The sequence below is a fragment of the Microcoleus sp. B9-D4 genome, from assembly GCF_036705105.1.
In the GTDB taxonomy this organism is placed as follows: domain Bacteria; phylum Cyanobacteriota; class Cyanobacteriia; order Cyanobacteriales; family Microcoleaceae; genus Microcoleus.
In genome coordinates this window covers 60,844-83,305 of the sequence record NZ_JAUBTS010000011.1, presented here as the reverse complement: position 1 = coordinate 83,305, position 22,462 = coordinate 60,844, and the positions used below count along the sequence as shown (strand labels likewise).

The 22,462-nt window shown below is 46.2% G+C and carries 21 protein-coding genes; 5 read left to right on the top strand and 16 right to left on the bottom strand.

From position 1 onward, the window contains the following. Nucleotides 1–53: 53 nt before the first annotated feature. On the top strand, nt 54–251 hold the full coding sequence (locus tag QUB24_RS09500) for a hypothetical protein (RefSeq protein ID WP_333152777.1): 198 nt from the start codon (nt 54–56) through the stop codon (nt 249–251). Nucleotides 252–359: 108 nt separating this feature from the next. On the opposite strand, the gene QUB24_RS09495 is transcribed toward QUB24_RS09500, so the two are convergent. Then, entirely contained in the window at nt 360–1,109 is a 750-nt protein-coding gene (locus QUB24_RS09495) for a hypothetical protein (RefSeq protein WP_333152775.1), read from the bottom strand. A 155-nt stretch (nt 1,110–1,264) separates the two neighbouring features. Between QUB24_RS09495 and QUB24_RS09490 the strand changes: the two genes are divergently transcribed. The 4 genes from QUB24_RS09490 to QUB24_RS09475 all read left to right on the top strand — a co-directional run bounded on the left by QUB24_RS09490 (nt 1,265) and on the right by QUB24_RS09475 (nt 4,510). After that, nucleotides 1,265–1,462 (top strand): hypothetical protein, encoded by a 198-nt coding sequence (locus tag QUB24_RS09490; protein ID WP_333054159.1) that lies wholly within the window; start codon nt 1,265–1,267, stop codon nt 1,460–1,462. 289 nt (nt 1,463–1,751) lie between these two features. Continuing rightward, nucleotides 1,752–3,185, top strand: coding sequence for a transposase (locus QUB24_RS09485; protein ID WP_333152773.1), 1,434 nt, complete (start codon nt 1,752–1,754; stop codon nt 3,183–3,185). A 29-nt stretch (nt 3,186–3,214) separates the two neighbouring features. After that, nucleotides 3,215–3,646, top strand: coding sequence for a nuclease A inhibitor family protein (locus QUB24_RS09480; protein WP_333152771.1), 432 nt, complete (start codon nt 3,215–3,217; stop codon nt 3,644–3,646). 54 nt (nt 3,647–3,700) lie between these two features. Next, on the top strand, nt 3,701–4,510 hold the full coding sequence (locus QUB24_RS09475; RefSeq protein WP_333152769.1) for an SAM-dependent methyltransferase: 810 nt from the start codon (nt 3,701–3,703) through the stop codon (nt 4,508–4,510). A gap of 41 nt (nt 4,511–4,551) precedes the next feature. On the opposite strand, the gene QUB24_RS09470 is transcribed toward QUB24_RS09475, so the two are convergent. From QUB24_RS09470 to QUB24_RS09400, 15 genes are all read right to left on the bottom strand, one after another. Beyond that, the gene (locus QUB24_RS09470; protein WP_333152767.1) at nt 4,552–5,457 is read right to left on the bottom strand and encodes a DNA/RNA non-specific endonuclease; all 906 of its coding nucleotides are present in this window, start codon (nt 5,455–5,457) and stop codon (nt 4,552–4,554) included. Nucleotides 5,458–5,942: 485 nt separating this feature from the next. Continuing rightward, nucleotides 5,943–6,191: a CopG family transcriptional regulator gene (locus tag QUB24_RS09465; RefSeq protein WP_333152765.1), complete on the bottom strand. Its 249-nt coding sequence runs from the start codon at nt 6,189–6,191 to the stop codon at nt 5,943–5,945. Further along, the gene (locus tag QUB24_RS09460; protein ID WP_333152762.1) at nt 6,188–6,778 is read right to left on the bottom strand and encodes a ParA family protein; all 591 of its coding nucleotides are present in this window, start codon (nt 6,776–6,778) and stop codon (nt 6,188–6,190) included. Before QUB24_RS09460 ends, QUB24_RS09465 begins: the two co-directional genes overlap by 4 nt. A 212-nt stretch (nt 6,779–6,990) precedes the next feature. Continuing rightward, nucleotides 6,991–7,476 (bottom strand): hypothetical protein, encoded by a 486-nt coding sequence (locus QUB24_RS09455; protein WP_333152760.1) that lies wholly within the window; start codon nt 7,474–7,476, stop codon nt 6,991–6,993. A 138-nt stretch (nt 7,477–7,614) separates the two neighbouring features. Next, nucleotides 7,615–7,800, bottom strand: a complete 186-nt coding sequence (locus QUB24_RS09450) for a ParA family protein (protein WP_333152986.1) — start codon at nt 7,798–7,800, stop codon at nt 7,615–7,617. A 260-nt stretch (nt 7,801–8,060) separates the two neighbouring features. Beyond that, a complete protein-coding gene (locus QUB24_RS09445; protein ID WP_333152758.1) occupies nt 8,061–8,621 on the bottom strand; it encodes a nuclear transport factor 2 family protein in 561 nt (186 codons plus the stop codon). Between the two features lie 149 nt (nt 8,622–8,770). Continuing rightward, on the bottom strand, nt 8,771–9,601 hold the full coding sequence (locus QUB24_RS09440) for an oxidoreductase (RefSeq protein ID WP_333152757.1): 831 nt from the start codon (nt 9,599–9,601) through the stop codon (nt 8,771–8,773). Nucleotides 9,602–9,881: 280 nt separating this feature from the next. Continuing rightward, entirely contained in the window at nt 9,882–10,781 is a 900-nt protein-coding gene (locus tag QUB24_RS09435) for an alpha/beta fold hydrolase (RefSeq protein ID WP_333139682.1), read from the bottom strand. 68 nt (nt 10,782–10,849) lie between these two features. Further along, nucleotides 10,850–11,719: an alpha/beta hydrolase gene (locus QUB24_RS09430; RefSeq protein WP_333152754.1), complete on the bottom strand. Its 870-nt coding sequence runs from the start codon at nt 11,717–11,719 to the stop codon at nt 10,850–10,852. Between the two features lie 29 nt (nt 11,720–11,748). Further along, complete coding sequence (locus QUB24_RS09425) at nt 11,749–12,306, bottom strand: thioredoxin domain-containing protein (RefSeq protein ID WP_333152752.1); 558 nt, start codon at nt 12,304–12,306, stop codon at nt 11,749–11,751. A 111-nt stretch (nt 12,307–12,417) separates the two neighbouring features. Beyond that, a complete protein-coding gene (locus QUB24_RS09420) occupies nt 12,418–12,993 on the bottom strand; it encodes a TMEM175 family protein (protein ID WP_333152750.1) in 576 nt (191 codons plus the stop codon). 520 nt (nt 12,994–13,513) lie between these two features. Further along, nucleotides 13,514–14,560, bottom strand: coding sequence for an NAD(P)-dependent alcohol dehydrogenase (locus tag QUB24_RS09415; RefSeq protein ID WP_333152748.1), 1,047 nt, complete (start codon nt 14,558–14,560; stop codon nt 13,514–13,516). 375 nt (nt 14,561–14,935) lie between these two features. Continuing rightward, on the bottom strand, nt 14,936–15,403 hold the full coding sequence (locus QUB24_RS09410; protein ID WP_333152746.1) for a cupin domain-containing protein: 468 nt from the start codon (nt 15,401–15,403) through the stop codon (nt 14,936–14,938). A gap of 389 nt (nt 15,404–15,792) precedes the next feature. Then, nucleotides 15,793–16,422, bottom strand: coding sequence for a response regulator transcription factor (locus QUB24_RS09405; protein WP_333152983.1), 630 nt, complete (start codon nt 16,420–16,422; stop codon nt 15,793–15,795). 8 nt (nt 16,423–16,430) lie between these two features. Then, on the bottom strand, nt 16,431–22,412 hold the full coding sequence (locus QUB24_RS09400; RefSeq protein WP_333152744.1) for an AAA family ATPase: 5,982 nt from the start codon (nt 22,410–22,412) through the stop codon (nt 16,431–16,433). Between the last annotated feature and the right edge of the window lie 50 nt (nt 22,413–22,462).

The window sequence follows — 22,462 nt, the reverse complement described above, 5'->3', positions numbered from 1 at the left end:
CTTTATGTATTATAATAAAAAAGCTGTACAAGTACAATTAAACAGAAACTTTTATGACAGTTAGGCGAGCAGGGCGCAAGGAATACGGGGAAAAGAAAGTTTACATGAACAATGCGATTACTCCAACGGCTCAAGCGGGACTGGATGCACTTGCTAAATCTTGGAACGTATCGCGCTCTGAGCTATTGGAGAGGATAGGGCGCGGGATGCTGCAAGTGAGTTCGGTGAACCAGGAAACATCTGAAGATTAGGGCGATTTGATTGCTAACAATTGCAAACATAGAATGGATTTGAGTTTCAGTTGCGCTTGTCAATCTCGGTTATAAAAAAGCCCCAGCATTGACCGGGGCGTTGATGGCTTATTTCAGTTTCAAAGCTCTATTTTGCACTTGAATCAACAACCTTTCAGCGCTCTGTTGAATCGCATCGTCCGGGTGCCTATCCTGTATGTCAATCAACCGCACTGCCGTATCCTCTACTTCTTGGAGCATGATTAATTCATGTGGAGTCAGCGCATCTCGAAGATTGTCAGGAGCAACACCCAAATCTTCAGCTAGCTTCTTAGCTTTGCGTCCAAACACTACCAAAGTTACTCGCTGGCTGGCGTTCACGTAAAGCCATTTGCGGTTGTTGTCTGATAGTTCGGGATGGCGGTCGATGTACGCTTTGATAGCGTCGGTAAGTTGGCGGCGAACTTGTTTGCTCGCCATCCGCTGTTTGATAAACTCTTGCCGTTCTTCCTCTGCTCGCTGCACTCCAAACGCACTATCGGCACGCCGTTCGATCGATTCGGCAGTGCAAGCGCCGAGCAAACGAGCAGCAGTCACGTTCCCTACTATTGCCTCTTTTGTCCAGTATGCACTTGCCACATCAATGGGAATAGTATTGATTTTGATATTATTCCCTTTTATTGAGAGTTTCGCGGGACGAAAACCCTTGTACGGTAAAGCTTCTGGACTTTTGGATGTCACAAAGTCGCGGAACGAAACTTCTGTTTTGCCAACAGCCTCAGCCACCTGAGTCTGGCTCAGCACGTACCGACCGTCGGGCAGCATGAAAACCTCTAAGGGAATGCTCCCCAGATAAATTGTCGCTCTTTCTGCTAGCATATTTGGTTGCACCTTTGCGAAACGGTGTAGAGCGGTCGCTTCCTCAGATTTGCCGTCGTAGGAGCGATCGCTTTTAAATTATACTATAATTGTATGTCATACTTGTTCAATGCTTGGCTCGTATGACTTGAAACAATAAGGCATACTAAATAAAAATGAGAAAGAAAGGGCAGCCGCTTACCGAGTACAACGAAATGAAGACGCGCATTACGGTTTCCATTACGCCAACTGCGGTCAACGGCATAGATGCGATTGCAGATTCTCTAAACATTTCCCGATCGGAATTACTCGAAAGGATAGGGCGCGGGATGCTGCAAGTGAGTGCGGTGAACCAGGAAACATCAGGGGATTAGGGCATTCGTATTTTTTCTTTAACTCCCAGCCGGGAAGTCCCTCGGTATATTTAGAGGGGATTAATCTGAGCGCTCGCGAAGTACCCCGACTAAATTACCGAGCGTGATGTCCAGAAGCGTTGGGTGGAGGAACGGAAACCAACAATTAAGCTCGCCTATCACGAATCAATCTTCGGGAACATCTTGATTTTAGATGCTTTTTCCAAGTGTTGAAATAATATTTTTTGGGGTGGCATTTTGGACGCACATAAACTATACTATTCAAAGGTCGAAAACAGGAAGTTTAGAAATGCAACTCACTTACAAATACCGCCTCAAACCCACGAAAGCTCAATCAACAACGATTGTGGCTCACTTAGAACTTTGTCGGCGGCAGTACAACTACCGATTAGGCGAAAGATTCAGGTGGTGGGAAACCACGAGAACACCCATAAACGCTTGTCCATTGATTGTTTCGATAGTCCCCGTTGAGGAGATTTATCGAAATATTCCTTTGACGAGAGTCCAAACTAGGGATGGCAGGAAAAAGGATGAATCAGGCAATCCTTTGACTAAAAAAGGTGATGTTTTCTCAAACATTGAAGGCGGATATGTACAGTGGCAGACAATTCAACTTGCTGACTTGAAAAACACAAAAAAACTGTTTCCTGATTACAAAGTGTTGGATTCTCAGGTTTTGCAAGATGTGGTCAACAGAGTTGAAACTTCCTTTTCAAACTTCACCACGCCCGATAAAAATGGCAATCGTAGAGGCAAGCCCAGATTTAAGGGGCTTCACTACTACAAATCCTTCACTTATCCTCAGTTAGGCAATTTAGATATTATCAAGGATGAGCCAAACAGGATTTGTATTGACCTCGCGAAAATAGGTCAAGTGCCGATGGTTTTCCATCGTCCAATACCAACTGGTTTTAAAGTTAAGACGGGTACAGTCATCAGAGAAGCGGATGGGTGGTATATTGCATTGACGCTAGAAGATAAGACGGTTCCCGTAACGGTTGCAGAAATTCAACCGACTGACAAAAACACTCTTGGTATCGACTTAGGAATAACAAATTACGCCTATCTTTCCAATGGCGAAAGAGTTGAGAATCCTAGATTCTTGAGAAAGTCAGCCCCAAAACTGGCAAGGCTTCAAGCGAAATTAGCCAAAAAAGTCAAGGGTTCTAAGCCTTGGAAAATTATCAAGGATAAGGTTTCCAGACTCCATCAATTCGTTGCCAGAGCCAGATTGGATTTCCAATTCAAAACGGCACATGAGCTGTTCGGTAAGTGTGATGTTTTAGTTGTTGAAGACTTGAGTGTCAAAAACCTGACTAGACGCGCCAAACCCAAGACTGATATTGAGGATGGCAGTTTGGTTTATTTGCCCAACGGTCAGTCGGCTAAAAGCGGTTTGAATAAATCCATGCTTGATGCTGCTCATGGGCAATTTACTAACGTCCTCAAGTATGTCGCTTGGAAGCTAGGCAAAAGCGTTTTGTTTATTGACCCGAAGGGAACTTCCCAACATTGCTGGAACTGCCTCAACAAAGTACCGAAAGAATTATCGGAGCGGTGGCATTCTTGTCAGTGTGGAGAATCATTAGATCGAGACGAAAACTCAGCCAAACTCATAAGAAAGATTGGTCTGAATTACGAAAGTGGCGGGGGAACTCCGTCACTCAAAAAAGCCTTTAAAAAAAAGGAAAAAGAAGCCTGCGGTCTAACTGTACCCAGTTGACCGTCAGGTTAGTTCACTCTCAATGCAATTTGCTAGCATCAAACTCATTTAAAACCACCGCCACCATGACCGACTCGATCGCCCACCAACTTAAACAAGCATCAGAAGGCTTACTCTTCGGAAGCGAAACCGATGCTCCCTTTGAGGTCATTCATTGGCCGGCACAGGCAGAGCTTACCCCAGCGAAACTTCTGCAACTCACCGAACACCCACCCGATGCTCCCGTAGAACTACGGACGGTTGACGACTTCTTTGCGATCGCCACCCAGGAAGAAGATTGGCACGATGAAGAAGAACGGGAAACAGTGAAGCGCTTTCAGAACTTGGTGAGCGTGTTGAAGCAGAACCTTTCCCAGTTGCAGGTTTTCAGGGTAGGCAACGTTGAGATTGATGCTTACATTGTTGGGGTGACGGATGGCGGTGATTGGGCTGGATTATCTACTAAACTGGTGGAGACGTAGTATCTGATTGTATCAGTGTTCTAAGTTCTAATAAATAATAGTGTTCTAATAATTATGTCACATAATACGGAAGCCCAAGTTAGTTTTACAGCTCGATTGATGGCCGCCAGTCGAGCATTTGAGAGCAAACGAACCAATCGGCTGTTTAACGATCCGTTTTCCGAACAATTGGCGGGAATCGAAGCAATGGAACTAATGATTCCCAAAGCAGAAGAATACGAAGCGAACGGCCGACCTTACATTGCAGTGCGAACTCGCTTTTTCGACGACTTCCTCATGCAATATAGCCACACCATCCGCCAAGTCGTGTTGCTGGGGGCCGGAATGGATACTCGTGCATATCGGCTAGATTTGCACCCGGAAACGCATTACTATGAAATTGATAGAGCATCAGTTTTAGATTATAAAGAAAGCATATTGAAAGACGTAACGCCAAAATGTCACCGGCACGTGCTGGCGATGGATTTGCGAGAGGCCTGGGTGCAACCGTTAGTCGAAAGCGGTTATCGAGCAGACGAACCCTCGGTATGGTTGTTGGAAGGATTGCTCTACTATTTGAGTGACGGTGAAGTGAACGAGCTGATGGCAACTATTGATGCCATAACCTTACCAGGCAGCAAATTTGGAGCGGATCTTATCAACGAAGCAATCCTCAACGGTTCCGACGAGCTAGCTTCATATTGGCAATCGAGTTGCAATCATCCTGAATCCTTTTTTGCAGAGTATGGCTGGAACGCTGTTGCCATTCAACCCGGTGAAGATGGAGCTTCATTTGGACGTTTTACCTTTCAGTTTCCACCGCGTTCTATTATTGATGGCCCTCATATCTTTTTCATTACCGCTAACAAAACAGGACACGTTTAATATCAATTGTTGCATTTTGCTACTGCCATACTTTTGGCTAACTATTGACTGTCAACCTTGTTCTCGATAACTTGCTGAATTTGAGGTGGTACGTTCGAGAAGAAATTCAGTCCCGTCTCTCGCTCTACTTGGTTCACCGAAACTCGAAAACTTTTCCATCCCCTGCCCTTGACGCTGGCATCGTTGGGCATCATCACAGCGATCGTCCTCGTGTCGGCTGTAACTCCCTGTATCCCCAATCCTTGTCTATCCAGCACCACAATAACTTTCCAATTTCTAGCCGGCACTGCAATCTTTTCTTTTCTGCCAATGCTGCCTTTTCTTCCCACGGGCCCGGCAATGATGTAAAGTTCCTTGCCCTGTGCCACCAATTCCCGGCAATACTCTTCCAAGTCACCCCACACGCCTCTGTTAACTTCTGGTACTTGCGGCATCATATTGGTCATCAAAAAAGTAGCGCTGTTGTCCGCTTCGTTGCGGGTACGATCGGCACTCGGTGCAATGTGTCCCCGGTCATAGCCGCTTCCGGTGTAATCTGTTGGTCGGACTTTGTACCAATCAGCGGGGAGGGAATCGTCAGGGCGGAAGTTGTCTTGGCGATCGGCTGCTCCAATCCAAGATTTGTTGAGCTGCCATGAAACCCAGTTGGCGGTCTTAGTTTTGCTGTTGTAGCTCATCACGTACTGCGGCTTCACCATTAAATAGTTGTCGGTGCTGGCAACACTGGAAGCTGCATTGCTGGGATTGCCCAGGAGTAAGTTGCGGTTATTGATCGCTGAGCTAATTGGTTCTCTGGTTCCTGGTTTGGGCGTTGGACGTTGAACGCTTGGTTTTTCACGACCCAGTTGAGGAAGCCGAGAGGGCGGTGATGGCTCAGTCAGGTTGCAGCCGCTAACAATCCCTACCAACATCAGAGCGATCGCCCACCCCCGATAACCTTGCCTCATTGCCGCTACTCCTGCACTTGCTTGTCTTCCCTACTCTGCAAGCTTACAGCGGCATGAGGTACAGGTTATTACCAATTACCAATTACCAATTACCAATTAATTAGATTGCAGCCGCTAACCATTCCCCCCGCTGCCAAAATTTTCTCACTGTCAGTCGCTCCCATTCTCATCGTCCATGCCAAGCTGGCCAGCAGCCGGACACTAAACCGAATGAATGCAGCAACCGCCTAACAATACGGGATTCTGTACGTTTAGCTATCTAGATGTTCAAACATTCAAATGTCTCTTTAACCTTTCCCATTGGAGTCGAACTTTTCGATCGCTCGACTGAAAACAGAGATAGTTGCGGCGATCGAACACCGTAATCCAAAACCGGTAGACCGTTCGTGCGGGCGACTCAAAAAGGAATCGGAAATCGCAGGGCGAGACAGTTTCTTGTTTTTAGAGGAGGACTCAAATACTTAAACATTCAAACATCTAAATGTTTAATTGTCATTGGGTTTGAACTGCTGGAGGTATTGAGCGACGGACTTTTCAACCAGCTCGCTGATTTCTTCACCTGACTGTGCGGCAGCAGATTTGAGGTCCCGGTGCATTTGTTTGGGCAGGTAAACAGTAGCCCTGACAAAGTTTGGGTCTTTGCTTTTGGGTAACGCCGGAGCGGGTGCAGGGGCGATATCTGGTTCACCGGGTTGGAGTTTTTTCGCCTTCAGTAAATCATCAAAGCGGCTCATGGCAATATCTCCTTGCCGACAGCGGCATAACAACCCCAAGCAGCTTTGGCGTAGGCATCTTTGACAGCACTTACGGGAACCCCGGCAAGCGCTGCTTTTTGAAATACTGCTAATCGCCTGACCTCAGCTTTGAATATCGGCAACTGGGCTTTCTCGATCGTTCTCCGAGACTCTATCCCGACTTTGCTAGGAGCGGGTGGGATGAGGGTGAGCAAAATGCGGTAATTCGATTTTAGGGAATGCAGAGCTTCCACCATTTGCACCATCGCAGTGAGGGCCATCGCATCGGGAGAACTCGGCAAAATCAGCAAGTCACAACCTTCTGCTACAGTTTTGAGTTCATCGGGGTCTGGTCGGGCAGGCGTGTCTATCACGATGTGTTCGTAATCTCTGGCAAAGCGAACTCCTTGCTTTTCATCCACCACTTTGAACGGGAGGGAACCCCGCGCACCCCAATCCAAAGCACTGCGGTTAAGGTCGCCGTCTACCAAAAGCGTAGGTGCTTTGGTTTGCAGATAAGCCGCTAAATGCAGTGCTGTAGTTGTCTTGCCGACTCCGCCCTTGAATGAGGCGATTGTCACGATCATAGGTGTACCGATACGTTGATTAACTCAACTTTATCCTTTAATCATCTAAATGTCTAGACATTTGAATGGTTGAATGTTTAAAGTGATGTCGTATTGAGCGAGTTATAGGGCGGGTTGGCTCGGCTAATTAACGATAACAACGTAGCGCTCGGTTGCAGATGATTGGAGGCGGTGGAGCTTCCCACAAATCAAAGCAGCTACATCGTTCTACCTCAATGTGGATTCGGATGGTAAAAGTTGCCCTTTTTGTGCCATGCTCTTGAACCAGGATCACGCCGTTTGCTCCATTCAACAAAGGAAGTGCTGCCTTGAGCAGCAGCACTTTCAATAGTTTCGGCACTTACTCCCAACCGTTTTGCTAGGTCAGCAGCTTTCAGGGGGCGCAGCGTTATTGGGGGCTGTTCTGCTCCAAAGTTTTTGGGAGAAGTTTTATTGAATTGGCGTTGAATTTCTGCTGTTTCCAAAGCTGCGACTCGCCCATGTAAATCGGCAATTTCCGATCGCAGTTGGGCGAAAGTTTCCCTGGTTTCGGAAGCTACCGTTTCGACCGAAAGCGCTGGGACTGCTTCAAAGAATTGCTTGATGATTTTGGCGAGCGCTGCACTTTCCGTTAGAGATTGCTCTACCATGTAGTCGCGCAACTTTTGGTGGTAGTCGGGTGGCAAATAGCCCACAATTCTGATGTTCTTGGTTGCCATTGGCTCTGGTTCGGGATGGAAAAGATGCTGACCGGAGTATGCCGTTACTGTGCTTTAAAGGCATACTGTAAGCGACGCTATTTTTTTTAAGGTATGCCTGTGTGTGCTACTATAGCACAATCAATTCTTAGTATGGTTTTAACGGTTGTCATCCGTCATATCTACTTTGAACGGCAAGGAACCCCGCGCTGCCCAATCCAAAGCGCTGCGGTTAAGGTCGCCATCTACCAACAAAGCGGGCGCTTTGCTTTGCAAGTAAGCCGCCAAATGCAACGCTGTGGTAGTCTTTTCGACTCCGCCCTTGAATGAGGCGACTGTTACGATCGTAGGTTTAATCCTGAGTTCAGCACCTAAATTTTATAGCTAAAACATCTGGATGTCTAGATGATTGAATGTTTAGATGATTTAAGTCTAGAAAAAGCTATATTCTCTACGCTCAGGAGCTTAGCCAGAGCGATCGATTCCTTCTACTACCTCGGCAGCGGTGGAATGCCGTCCAAAGGGTGTTGCGATTGGTGTCATTTCCACCGCATTATTGCTTCGTTTTCAAAATGTTGGCGATCGTCTTGAACTTCAATAGTTTGTCAATTCTTTTTACTTACAGGAATGCGTTGCCACAGATCGGTAAGCTCAATGGTATCGAAGAATGCGACTACCTTGACAATACGCCCGTTTTTCATGGTCATATACCAGGAATAGGTGTTGGTATAGGGTTTGCCGTCTTTGGCTGTAGCTGTTCCATCCCATAAGGCAATTACCGTGTCACCTTCGGCATAAATACCTCGGACACTGGGTACTATTCTGACGCTCAATCGCTCGTTAATTGGTACTATGGCTTCCTCCAAAAATTGCTGGCGGCTGGTGTAGGTTTTGGAAATTGGACTTCTGCCTGTAATCGTCCATTCCACATCATCAGCCAGCAGATCGAAGATACTACCAGTGTTATTTGCCCATTTGGCAAAGCCTTCGCGTACTATTTCTTTATTCTGACTCTCATTAGATTGCACAATCTGGCGAATCTCTGCTTGCTTTGGCTCGGCTTTAGCACTAGACACAGGTGCTGCAGTGGCTATCATCAAACCAAAGCCAATTAATCCAAAGCTAATTAGTAATTTATGGTGGGGAGTGATGGTGTCTTTTTTCATAAATCCTCTTTCTGGATTAAGTTTGTGTAGAAAACGCTATTTTGTCTTTGTTATCGAATCGAAACATCAGACAGCCCGAACTATCAGTATTTCTGCAATCAAAAACACCAGAGATTAGGCTGCCTTTTCATGGCTGAGTCTTCCACTCCTTATCTGAAATCGGTAGACTCAGCTAGAGTTCGCCATTTTGCCGTCTCTTGCTCGACGTAAGCATTCTTCTCGGCTATTGTCTGAAGTGTATCTGTGCCTAGAGGTAACCGCAGAGGTGGTTCGTCTGCGTTGACAATCTCCAAGAGGGCTGGGGCGAGCTTAGTCGGATCTCCTGGCTGTTGGTAGTTAAGTTCAGTCGCCACGTCACGGATTTTCCCGACCGTCTGGGCATAATCAGGGATTTGCACTGCACTCGGACGTAGCGAACTGTTATCGAGAAAACCGGTGCGGAAGTATCCTGGCTCAACCACCGTCGCGTGAATCCCCAACGGGGCTAACTCCCCATGCAGAGCTTCGGTAATGCCTTCGACGGCAAACTTAGTTGAGCCATAGATGCCCCATCCTGGGGAGGAGCGATAGCCACCGATCGACGATAAATTAATGATGTGTCCAGATCGGTGCTGACGCATACTAGGTAGCACAGCACGGGTGACATTCAGCAGCCCAAAGACATTGGTGCGATAAACGCTCTCAACCTCTTCGGCACTGCACTCTTCGACAGCTCCTAGCAAACCGAATCCAGCATTGTTGACCAACACATCGATTTGTCCAAATTTTTCTAGACTTGTGGCGATCGCTGCTTTCACTTGATTTTCATCAGTTACATCCATGCTCAGTGTTAATACGTCTTTACTGGTTGCGAATTGTTGCAAATCAGCCTGATTGCGGGCAGTGGCAATTAATTTGTCACCTGCTGCCAAAACTGCTTTCGCAATCTCGGCACCCAAGCCCCGTGAAGCACCAGTAATGAGCCATGTTCTCTGAGTCATCATCTATCTCCTGAAAATTCTTAGGGTTAGTAGCAAAGCTTCGATATGCAATATCCCGTATCCAGCAAACTTGAATTTTGTAACTGATTTGCTATTGGTGTTTGTAGGAATTCAATATAGGAAATTGACTCGAACTTGTCGTCCACTCAAGGTTGATAGTTTTACTCAATAGAATGAGTGATGAATTAGTCAATCTAAAGATGGTAGGGTGATTCCAACTTAAGTTGGAATCTACATTCATCCGAAGGCACAACTCTGTTACAAAACAGGTGCTTCAGGTTTATTTCAAATATTTCTCGAACCATCTCAAGGCAGTTGTACTTGCAATCTCGAAGCCCGCTCCCTGGAATGCATCAAAGTGTCCGCCTTTCAAGATTGTGAGAGACTTTGGCTCCATCGCCCGCGCATAGACAGCGGCGGCTAAGTCGGCAGGTGCAAGAAAATCCTTCTCGCCAACAATCAGGCATAGCGGGGTGGGAAAGATTGCCTCTATGTGAGGAATCGGTTCGTAATAAAGACAGTGTTCAACCGATTCAAAGGTGAGTCGATTCTCCCATCTTCCTTCGCTGGCACTCTTAGCCGATTCAACCCAATCGAAAGCGTCGGGTGTCGGTAGCAAGCTGGGTTTACCGGGTGGAGCAACTAACGGGAAGTAGCCTAATTCTCCGGTTTGATAACGTTTTACCCGGTCTTGTGAAAGCAATTTCGTGAGTTCTTCGAGTTCTATTGGGGAGGTCTGGCGGCGCGAGTTAAGAAACCCACTCACTGTAGGCATTTGTGCCACGATCACTTTCACACGCCGATCAAATGCGGCTAAATGCAGCGCGTGACCGCCGCTATAAGAAAAGCCCCAAACACCTATGCGCTCCGGGTCAACTTCGCTTTGTAGTTGAGTCCAAGTGATGGCATTGCGGTAGTCTTCCTGCTGCTCGGTAGGGATAATTTGCCCACGAGGTTCTCCCTCACTAGCACCAAGGTAGCGATAATCGAACAGCGTGACGACGAACCCAGCTTGAACGAATAACTCAGCGAACTCAGGTAGCCCCATCTCTTTGGTCAAGCCAATTCCATGAGCCATAACAATTGCGGGATAGCGATCGCCAGATCCGATTTGATCCGGAGTATAAAAGGTGACGGAACAATGAAGACCTTTACTTTCAAAACGGGTTCTTCTTTGCATAGCTGCTGTGGGAGTTAGTAAATTTGTTGGAGATTGCTTGTTTTGAAGTGAGTTCCTTATATGCTTTGTTATTGCCCGGTATATCCACTTTTTGTCATAAAGCGAATGATATCGTTAGCGATCGCATTTCCTTCTTCTTCCAGGGCAAAATGCCCCGTATTGAGTAAATGAAACTCAAGGTTTTGCAGGTCGCGCTTGTAGGGATAAGCACCTTCGGCTGGAAAGATAGGGTCGTTCTTACCCCAGACAATCAGGGTAGGGGGTTGATATTTGCGGAAATACTCCTGCCATTGCGGATATAACGGTGGATTAGTGCCATAGCTATAAAACAGCGCGAGTTGAATCTCATCGTTACCGGGGCGATCCAGTAGGGATTGATCGATATTCCAGTTGTCCGGGCTGATCTTCTCAAGATCGCTTGCGCCCTGGGTGTACTGCCACTTTGTCATTTCCCGTGTTAAAAAGGGTCTGAGCTTATCGGCATTCTCAGGAGAAGGGTCTTGCCAATACGCTTTAACCGGGTTCCAAAATTCGCCGCGTATACCTTCTTCATAGGCATTCCCGTTTTGGACAATCAATGCTTCCACTCGCTCTGGAGCTTTAGCTGCAATCCGAAAGCCAATGGGCGCACCATAATCCATGACATAAAGGCTATAACGCTGGAGATCGATGGCGATAATAAATTTCTCCACAATCTGCGCTAGACGATCGAACGTATAGTCAAACTCATGCACCGTTGGCATAGAACTGTTCCCGTAGCCCGGATAATCAAGTGCAACTAAATGGAAGCGATCGCTAAGTGCGGGAATCAGATTGCGAAACATATGAGAGGATGTGGGGAAGCCATGCAACAGCAGAATTGTGGGATTACTACCGGAGCCAGCTTCTCGGTAAAAGATATCTAAACCATCGATCAAAACTGTGCGATATTTGGTCATAAAATTACTCCAAGAACTCATCTTTGAGGTCAATTATTTGCAGTAGTAATGGCTGTTATCAACGGAGCGAAATTCCAGCGATCACTATACCGAATCCCATTAATAAACAAAGCTGGGGGAGCCGTTATTCCGCTGTGGATGCCACTTTCGATATCTTGATTGATGCGCTCAAGATGTATATGGTTAAACATATCTTGCAGAAATTTGGAGATATCGAGTCCTACATCGTTGGCATACTCTACTAAATAACCGTTTGCTAACTGTTGTTGATGGATGAACAAAATGTCATGTATTTGCCAAAACAGACCCTGGACAGCAGCAGCTTCAGCAGCTTCAGCAGCACGTAGAGCTTGAGAATGAATTTGTATCTGCGGAAAATGACGGAAAATAAAGCACAAATAATCCTCTCCAAACGCAATACTTAGTTGTTGCCCAATGACTTTTAGTAACCGATAAACGTCCGCACTTTGTTGACATTGATAATCTCCATACATCACCAGTATCACGGCGGCTCTTAACATACCGTGGTGATGATCCTGGGTTGAAGGTGGGACAAATAATAAACGGTGATTAGGGTCATTGTTCACTGAAACCTCCAAGGGGAAGTATCTTTACCACAAGTGATACCTACAGAGGGCTACGCTTACATTAGGCATCTCCAAAAATTAAGCGATCGCTTTCCTTGATATCTGCATTTTTTACAAGGCTAAAGCCCTTTCAATACGGCGATCGGGGATAAGCCACATGATTGCAACTAGGACATACAGCAGACAAGCCAGTTCCGGGTTTACAAAGGAAAGCAGAATTGCTACGGCATAAATCACGAGTGATATCTTGCCTTTAAAGTCTCGACCCAGCGCAACTGCAAGAGGGGAATCTTGACCGTGGCAACCAATGAGGGTGCGGGTAAGAATGTAGTAAGCGATCGCCGAAAACAACAGCACTGTGCCATAAAAGGCAACTGGCAAGGTGGCGAAGAGGTTCTCGCCCGCCCATGCCGTGACGAAGGGAATGAGCGACAACCAGAACAGCAGATGCAGATTTGCCCACAAGACGCTACCACTCACGTGCCGAGATGCTTGTAATAAATGGTGGTGATTAGTCCAATAGATGCCGAGATAAATAAAACTCAGCACGTAGCTCAAAAAAACCAGGATGAGGGGACGCAGCGCAGCTAAATTCGCTTCATGGGGCACTCTCAATTCCAACACCATAATGGTGATAATAATAGCGATCACACCATCGCTAAATGCTTCTAACCTGCCTTTGCTCATCTGTATATATGCTCCTTTTTTGCTTACTTCAAAGATTGTTTTGCTGCTGACAGCTTACGAGTAGATCGCTCGTAATGCTCAGACCTGTTGCTTCAATACTCCGGACAGTTTTTGAGACAGAGGCTGAAACCCTCATTCTACCGTTAGCATTTGACCTCACTGAGAAGGCTGAAACCCGCATTCTGCCGTTATTGATTGAAAACTGTCCGGACTATTGTTGCTTTATAAGCTTAAAAAAGCTGTGAAACCTAACCGTAGTAAGAATTCCGGGCGTTTTTTTCGATCGAGGGCTGTCATTCTTGCACCGTGGGATTTCCAGTGATTTTTTCCGTTATAAAGCAAGACATCTATTAACGGCCAAGCTCACCTGCCCGAACCTTCGATGAGGCACGAACTCCGAAAAGCTTATCGCCTGGGTCGGATGCAGCGCTGGGTTCGGACTGCTTTAACTGCTCAAACGCCTACACTACTTCGAGATCCAGCCCTGCGATCGCAAGTGCTTCCTGCGCTGCAGAGCCAGTCAGTATTTGATAACGGCCCGGCCGAGGATGTCACCCGCCCGCAGGAGGTCGATGTTTTCGTTGATGTCGTCGAAGCGAATAGTCTTGACGGCATGCCTGATCTTGCCTTGCTGCGCCAGTGAAATCACCTCGCTGAGGTCGTTGTAGTTGCCCCAGAATGAGCCGTGGTAGGTGTGCTCGCGAGCGACGAAGGGAAAGAGCGGCAGGCTGATCTTGTCTTCGACAAGTCCCACGGACGAGTAATGACCCGAAATGGAAAGCAGATTGAATCCCAACCGGATCATCTCTTCGACCCCAGCGCAATCAATGACTGCATCGACCTCACCTTGACCGGTGGCTTTGCTCAACTCCTTGCGAACGTCATCGAGCGACTTGCCCCTCGTACTGATTGCATGATCTGCCCCAAAGTCCTTGGCTACGGCAAGTTTCTCTTCATTGCGGGCGAAGGCAACAACCGTCGCCCCACCGCCGAGCAACTTCGCGTACTGAACAGCGTAGGAACCGAGTCCGCCGATTCCAAAGACCGCCAGGATGTGGTTTGGTCCGAGGGCACCGGCGTCGCGCAATTTCTTGATACCGCGGTATGGTGTTAGTCCGGCGTCGGTGAGCGGAGCGAGTTCCTCGGCTTTCAGTCCGAAGCGCTTGTCCACCTTGATGATGTACCTGGGGGGTACGGGTACGTATTCCGCATAACCGCCATAAGGACCGAACCCAGGCCAATTTCTATGTGCACAGATTTGCGTATTGCCCTGCTGGCAATGACGGCACGTTCCGTCGCCCCAACCGCCTACAATGACCACTTGGTCGCCTTCCTGAAGTCCGGCCGACTTGGGCACCCTACTTCCGACCTTCTGCACCTCGCCCGCGATTTCGTGACCAGGTGTCGTGGGAAAGGTTAACTCAGCATACTTCCGAAAGTAGCCGTCCACCAGTTGCACGTCGGTTCGGCACATCCCTGCAGCCGTGACTTTGAGTAGGACCTCATCGGCTCCGATGTCTGGAACCGGGACATCTTCGAGGACAAGGGATTGGTTGTAACCGTGCATTCGCGCTGCTCGCATGGTGTGCCTCCTTACTTGTTTGTCAGATGAACTATTATTGGGTGTGTCGCAAAAATCCTTTGATGACAAACCAACTTGATCGTTCGCGTTCTTTTAAGCCGTCACTCTAAAGATTGCTTCGATAAATCTGGCTTGAGAGACATTTGTCCCGTTGTTAGATGCCTTGCACTTGCCGTTTCCCCATCACATTCATTGCTTCGATGCCACTCAAGGTTCGTTTCGCACTACTTAATGTTTTGAATCCCGTCATTGGCTTCACAATTCACTCGATCGCTCGATGATCCTGCTCAATCACGTTATTCAAATATTTGCTTTGTTGTAATTCAGTGCAGGTTCAGTAGCAGCGTTGAAAGATGGACTTTAAACGGAGAGGGGTTCTCCAACAATCCAAGTGTCATGCTGAGATGAAAGCTCAGTCCAACCTTCGGGCGGTGTTTGACCGATTTGGGGGAAAAAGTCATCAATTTCGCCTGGTACAAAGAGGAAAAGCATCCGAGCCACTCCCGGCCCTAGGTTCACCCATCCATGCACGCTGTTACGGGGTACAACAACCGATGTTCCAGGCCCGACCTCGAACTCTTCACCCGCGCAATGAAAGCGAAATCTGCCTTCAATTACTTCAAATATCTCTTCCCTCTCTTTATGATAGTGAAGTGGCGGGCCTGAGAACGGTGGGGTACGCACTTCGAGGATTGTGAAAGCCCCGCCGACATCTTTGCTGTGTACGTGGATAGCCATTTGCTCACCAGGCATTGTATCGAACCAATTGAGGTCTTCGCCCCGGCTGACAATTGCAACTTTGTTTTTACTCAATTCGGTGTTCATCATTTTATGTCTTATAATTGTGAGACTGAGGATCAAAGCACGCCATTACTTGCAACGATAATTGCTGCCATCAACTCTGTTTGCAATCCTGGGGTGAAGGTGAAACAAATAATTAACAGTGTTTCTGAGGAGAAGTCTGTTTACCACAAGTGATACTTGGGTTAGACTACACCTACATTCCTCTGTGTGCCATCTGTATTCAGCAAACTTAAATCTTGCAACCCAATTGCTATGTATGTTTGCATAAATTTAATATAAGAAATTGACTCTGGGCTGTCGTCCACTCACAGTTGGCATTTTTATTGAATCGCATGGATGATCGCATAACCCATCTCATTATGGAAGACTAACTCCAACTTTAGTTGGAATTGAAAGTTAACCGAAAGCACAGCTTACAAAGTGATAATTCCTCGTTTAACTGCAACAATCACGGCTTGAGTGCGATCGCTTACTCCCAATTTACTGAGAATGCGATTGACATGGGATTTGACAGTGCTTTCTCCAATAGTTAGAGCAGTTGCAATATCTGAATTACTCATTCCTTGCCCCATTAAACGCAGTACCTCTAGCTCTCGATCGCTCAGTTCAGGGTTACTCATGCGCTGCACTAGCTTTGCCCCCACTTCTGGCGGAATGTACTGCTGACCGCGATTAACCATGCGAATGGCATTGAGAAGTTCGTTGGGTTTTGCATCCTTGAGCAGATAGCCTTTCGCACCTGCCTGCAATCCGCGATAGATATCTTCATCGCCATCATAGGTCGTTAGCACAATAATTCGGGCAGGTTTAAATTGAGCACAAATCGCAGTAATGGCTTCCACTCCTCCCATCTGCGGCATTCGTAAATCCATCAAAGTCACATCCGGTTGATGTTCGCTAAAGTAAGCGATCGCCTGTTGTCCATCTTCTGCTTGAGCAATTACCGTCATTTCAGGATCTCGGTTAATGATAGTTGTCAATCCTTGTCTCACAATGGAGTGATCGTCAACAATTAAAATACGAATTGTAGCGGATTGGTCGATCATGGTTCTTATCCTCGATTGACGATGACAATAATTTCTGTTCCTTGCCCGAGTTGGCTTTCTATTCTCAATTGCGCTCCAATTCGCTCGGCTCGTTCGCTCATGCCTAACAATCCAAATCCCCCAACCGAGGGAATGCTACCGACACCAAAGCCTTGTCCATTATCTTTGATGCACAATGTAGTTTGTGCATTTCCATAGACTAACTCAAGGCGAATTTCGCCAGCATTTGCATATTTAATTGCATTTGTCAATGCTTCCTGCCCAATTCGCAGTAAGTTATTCTCCACTTCGGCGGGTAAAGGATAAGCTGTACCCTGAATTTCGTAGATCAAAGCCGTATCATCGGTAGCAGATCTCATTTGCGTCACCAGGCGATTGAGGGCACTCGATAAATCGCCTTCTTCTAACAACTGAGGGCGGAGTGCTGTGACAGATCGACGAGCCTCAGTCAGTCCGATTCTTGCTAATTCATCGATCATTTCCAAGTGTGCCTGTGTTGCTTCTAAATCATCGGTTAGCACTTGGGTTGCTGCACCTACTTGAACCAAAATGCCTGTAAATGCTTGAGCCAGTGTATCATGAATTTCCCGTGCCATACGGTTGCGTTCTTCTAAAATTGAGGCTTCTTGGGCACGTTTGCGTTCACGCAGTGCAGCGTTTCGCTGTTCGCTGATGTCTGTGTTTAGAGCATAAAATCCTATGACTTGAGCATTAACATCGAAATCGGGGATTAAGGTTGTACTGAGATACTTTTTGCCCGATGGCAAGGGGATTTCTGCTTCAAAGGTTGTAATTTGTCCGGCTAACGCTTGGTTGATATAGGGTTCAACCATTGGATAGGTCATATCATCCACAATTTCCTGAATAGACTTGCCTAAAATTTCGTCTCGACGACAGCAACACCAAACCTCGTAGGTGTGGTTGACAAATCGATAACATTGGTTAGCATCCATATAACCGATACCAACAGGCAGAGCATCTGTGATCAGCCGTAATTCTTGTTCTCTATCGCGCAGTTCGGCTTCACTTTTCTGTAAAGCTGCTGTTCGTTGGGCAACCTGCTGCTCTAAGATGCGATTGTAATCGGCTAACAATTTCTCGGCTTGTTTTCGCTCGGTAATGTCTTGAAAGGTAGCGATCGCATAAGTCACATTGCCCTGCTCGTCAAAGACAGGAGTTGCCCACACCTCAATGGGGATTGTGGTGTTGTTGCGGTGAATTTCCATATCATCAACTCTAGTGCGTTCACCTCTTATCGCTCGGATAATTGGCATTCTTTCAGTTAAATATTTTTGATCCGTTCCAGCTAGATAAATTTGATACTCCTGTGCAATTTGATGGGGTGTCACAGAAGGATCAATATCTTTACCCAATAGCTGAGTTGCTCGCTGGTTGAAGTAATAAGGGCGACCCGATGTATCTGCAACTGCAACACCAACTGGAATTGCTTCCAGAAATTGAGTCATTTTACTTTCGCTCTCACGTAGCTTTGAGTAGAGCCTAGCATTTTCGATCGCAGTGGCTGCTTGAGTTGATAATAGATGTAAAACTTGCGATCGCTCTGGTGTAAATGCCCCAACCGCTAATTGATTTTCAAGATACAACACGCCAACTAGCTTGCTTTGATTCAGTAGTGGCAAACACAGGACTGATTGCGTTTGATAACGTTGAATGTAAGAATCATTAATAAAGTTGCCTTCATGAGTTGCATTATTGAGAATGACTGATTCATTAGTCCGAATTACATACTGAATAATTGACTCAGGTAAGCGATTTGCTATTGGAATTGATTGCAGCACTTGTGTCGTGCCAACTTTTTCACCTTCCGCCAGTTCACAGTTCGCTTCGATCGTCCATTCTCCTGATTTTTCCAGAATTAGGAATCCAATTTGTGCACCAGCATTCTCAATTAAGATTTGCATCAAGGAACGAAGCAACTGCTCCAGTTCAATTTCCCGAGAAATGGCTTGTAATGCTCTTACCACTGTTGCTAAATCGAAAGCAATATGTGAGGTGTTAGAAGTATTTCCAGCAGTGGTGCGAACTGGTGTGGGAACCACATTCATCTGTTGAGGAAAGAACTGTGGATAGCGGATTTCTAAATCTTTGACTTTTGCAACTGCTCCCCATCGCTCATAGCAATAGTGAGCCTCTTTCATGTAGATCTGAGCAAACTTTTCCAAACCTCGCGCCAGATAATGCTTGGCTGCCAATTCATATGCTAACGCCTCTTCCTGGATGTATCCATTTTCTCTGGCACCTTGAATCGCCTGTTCATAAAACCTTTCTGCCTCCAGCAACTGACCCAAAACTCGCACTTTCTCTGCTTGCACCAAATTATATTTATGCAAATAATTCATTGGCGCATAATGTGCCCACAGTTTTATTTTTTCTTGAGCAACAAACACTTTTTTAAGGATTTCTTCCTGCGCTTCGGTGCTGCTTTCAGAATATGTAGCGAGTCTTGCCAAAGAGTCATAGAGGTAGTACAAAGGTTCAATAGGGGTCGCTGTTATTTGGATTAAATAACGTTCAGCTATGATTGAGTTTTCAACTGCCTGAGAATACTTAGAGAACAGATAGCATAGGAAGAGTTTGTTGAAATAGACGATAAAGATTGAGGTTCCATTATTTGATGCTTCCTGTTGTGGCAATCCAATTTCTTCATTGTAAGATTTGCCAATGAGACAGCATGGATTGACCGAGTATCCCATCAAATTTAAGACAGTCTGCTGCCATATTTGAGTCCCGGTGAGTGCTGTTTCCTGTTTGATCTGACAGATTGCTTCAATGTATGTCGCCATCTCGCGTTCAACCTCGGCGAGTTCTTTTCCAGCGACAAAGGCATCGACGCAGTAATTGTGAGCGCAATAGCTAGCAAACTCTAAGTCCCCAGTTTCTATCCCGCTTTGATAGCCTTCTAGTAATGGCTTTAGTAATTCTCTAATATGTTTTTTCCAGAGATTTATAAACTCATTCACGATGAACAATGTCCTAGCTCTGAGTGAATGGGTATTCGACTGCGACAACAACCCCAAAGCAAGCTGTCCAAACTGGTAGCCAGACTCGATATCTCCGATCGTCCCACAAAGAATTAACCCAAAGTTGGCATATACAAAGGGAGACACAGAAGCATTGCCATACTGAATTAACAAGTTGACCTGTTTAGACACAAGCAGAGGCATCAAATCGGGAGCAGCAATATAGGCAGCAAGCGTGATGCTTGACAGGATTCGCATCGCCGCCAGATGGTTCGGCTCGGTCATTTGGGACAAATAGAGTAAGTCCGCGATCTGTTTCTCACTAAAGAGCGATGTGATTGTGTTTAGTTCAAGGCGAATATCTAATTGACTTGGTGTTTCGGGAAAACTAATCCCCATCTGCTGCAAAACTTGCAATGCAATATTGATTGCTTCCAATGGCAGACTCTGCGCCATGAATGTTTGAATTTTGACTTCGTAAACTTTTACAATGTCGAGAACTGTTTTAGCTTCCTGTAAAACGATCGCTGCCAAGTATTTCACCTGCTCAAAATCGCCACACAAATAGGCGACTTCTGTTGTTTCTGTATATAACTCTAATGTTAAATCATAGTTTATTTGCCAGCTTGAAGCTGCCAGCCAATCTCTCCCAGTAGCTAAATATTTTTTTGCCACACCATAGGCGATCGCAGCCTTTGCCTTCTGACCTGCCAGCAGATTCAACTTGACAATTTCATCACGTTCTGATCGATCGGTAACCAGTTCGAGCCCATGATTGAGATGATCGACAATTTCAAATAGCCCGTCTGATAGCGATTCTGATCCAGTCTTCTCAAGTAAATTGCGCCCAATTTGAAGATGAACTGCCTGTCTCTGCGCCTGATCAATTAAGACATATGCCGCTTGCTGGACGCGATCGTGCAAGAATTTGTAATCCTGAACCAAGAGTTGTTCATCTAACTGGGATGTCGGCACAATTAAACCTGACTGAGCCGCTGCTATCAGTTGCGGGAAAATTTCCCTAGATGGGCTTTCACAAATGATAGAGAGGGTGCTTAAATCAAAATCAGCACCAACACAAGCGGCGAATTGTAAAACTTGCTGGGTTTCTGGAGGCAGCTTTTTCAGTTTGCCAAGCATCAAGTCCACCACATTATCGGTGATGTTCTTGGCTTCAATGTGAGTAATATCCCATCGCCAACTGAGATTTTCTAGGTCGAAGCTTAACAAGTTCTCTGCATAGAGCGTTTTCAGAAACTCATTGACAAAAAACAGATTCCCCCCGGTTTTTCGCAATACTAATTCTGCCAGCGAGATGATTGTACTGATGTCACTGTGTAATGTGTCTGCAATCAGTTGTGCGATCGCGTTTAGTCCCAACGGTGCTAACGTAATTTGGCTGATAGGTGCTCCCTCTTTTCTGAGCCCCTCCAGCATTATCGTTAGTGGATGTGAGTAGTTCACCTCATTATCTCGATAGGCTCCAATCAGAAACAGATATTGCATCTGGGCATCCGTCATTATCAACTCGATCAACTTGAGTGTTGCTGAGTCTGCCCACTGAAGATCATCCAGAAAGATCACTAACGGATGTTCTGCTGAACCAAATACCCGAATGAACTGCTGAAAGACTCGATTAAAACGATTTTGAGCTTCCGTTGCTCCAACTTCCGGTACAAGGGGCTGCTTGCCAACAATCAACTCAACTTCAGGGATCACATCAATGATGATTTGTCCGTTGCTTCCCAAGGCTGTGAGGAGACGCGATCGCCACTGTTGCAACTGCTCATCGGGTTCACCCAGCAGTTGTTGCACCAATTTTTGTAGGGCATGGGCGATCGCACTGTAGGGAATATTGCGCCCAAATTGATCGAATTTACCAGAGATGAAATAGCCGCGCGTTTGGGTAATTGGTTTATATATTTCCTGGACTAACGCTGACTTGCCAATTCCCGCATAGCCAGACACTAACATCATTTCGACTTTGAATTTTGTTTCTGTATTGTTGGGTAAAGCAGCGACCCGATTGTACTCTGGACATCCTATGCGAACGAAAGCCGCTAGTAAGAGTGCAAGTTCTTGCTCTCGTCCATATAGTTTTTGGGGAATTTGAAACTGACTAGAAACGTCTTGAAGCGCCAGTTGAATGGTGTCAATTTGACCTGTTTCTGTGAACTGACGAAGACAGATTTCTAAATCGGCTTTGATTCCCCAAGCACTTTGATAACGCTCTTCAGCATTTTTTGCCATCAGTTTCAAAATAATATCTGAAACTGGTTTTGGAATCGTTGCATTCAGTTCGTGAGGTGGAATAGGCTGTTTGGCAATATGACAATGGACTAGCTCAAGGGTGTCTGTTATGGGAAACGGCAGATGTCCAGTTAAAAGCTCGTAGAACGTCACACCGAGCGAGTAAAAATCGGTGCGGTAATCGAGGAAACGGTTCATACGCCCGGTTTGCTCAGGAGAGAGGTAGGCGAGGGTTCCTTCTAGAACATGAGGGCTTTTGAACGTTGGATTCGTGCGGTTAAATTGGGTAGCAATTCCGAAGTCAATAATTTTAACAACACCAGTATCTGGATTGAAAACAATGTTTCCAGGGTTGATATCCTTATGAATGACATGGGCGGCATGGATTTTGCCCAGAATATCTGTGAGGTCGATCGCCAGCCCCAGAAACGTGGATAAGGGCATCGGACAGAAGTTCTCTGGACGCTTGTGCTTCCATTGCTCTAAGGACTCTCCGCCAAAGTCTTCTAAGAAAATAATGAGTGTGCGTTGATAGTCTTGCTGACTGTATGCCTTGACCACTCCTTGCAGGTTGAGGGAGCGGGTAATTTTATATTCCTGTTTGTAGCGGATTAATTCTTGAGGGGATGGATAATCTTGTTTGAGCATTTTTATGACGATCGCTCGATCGTCTTGGACGCTGATGCCCCGATACACTAGAGAATTAGAACTTTCGTAAATTTTGCTGAGAATAGCAATACCCGGTAGAGCAACCATAGAGCTTCTCTGGATGAGTACGATGGGAGATACCTCAAACTATAGAACCC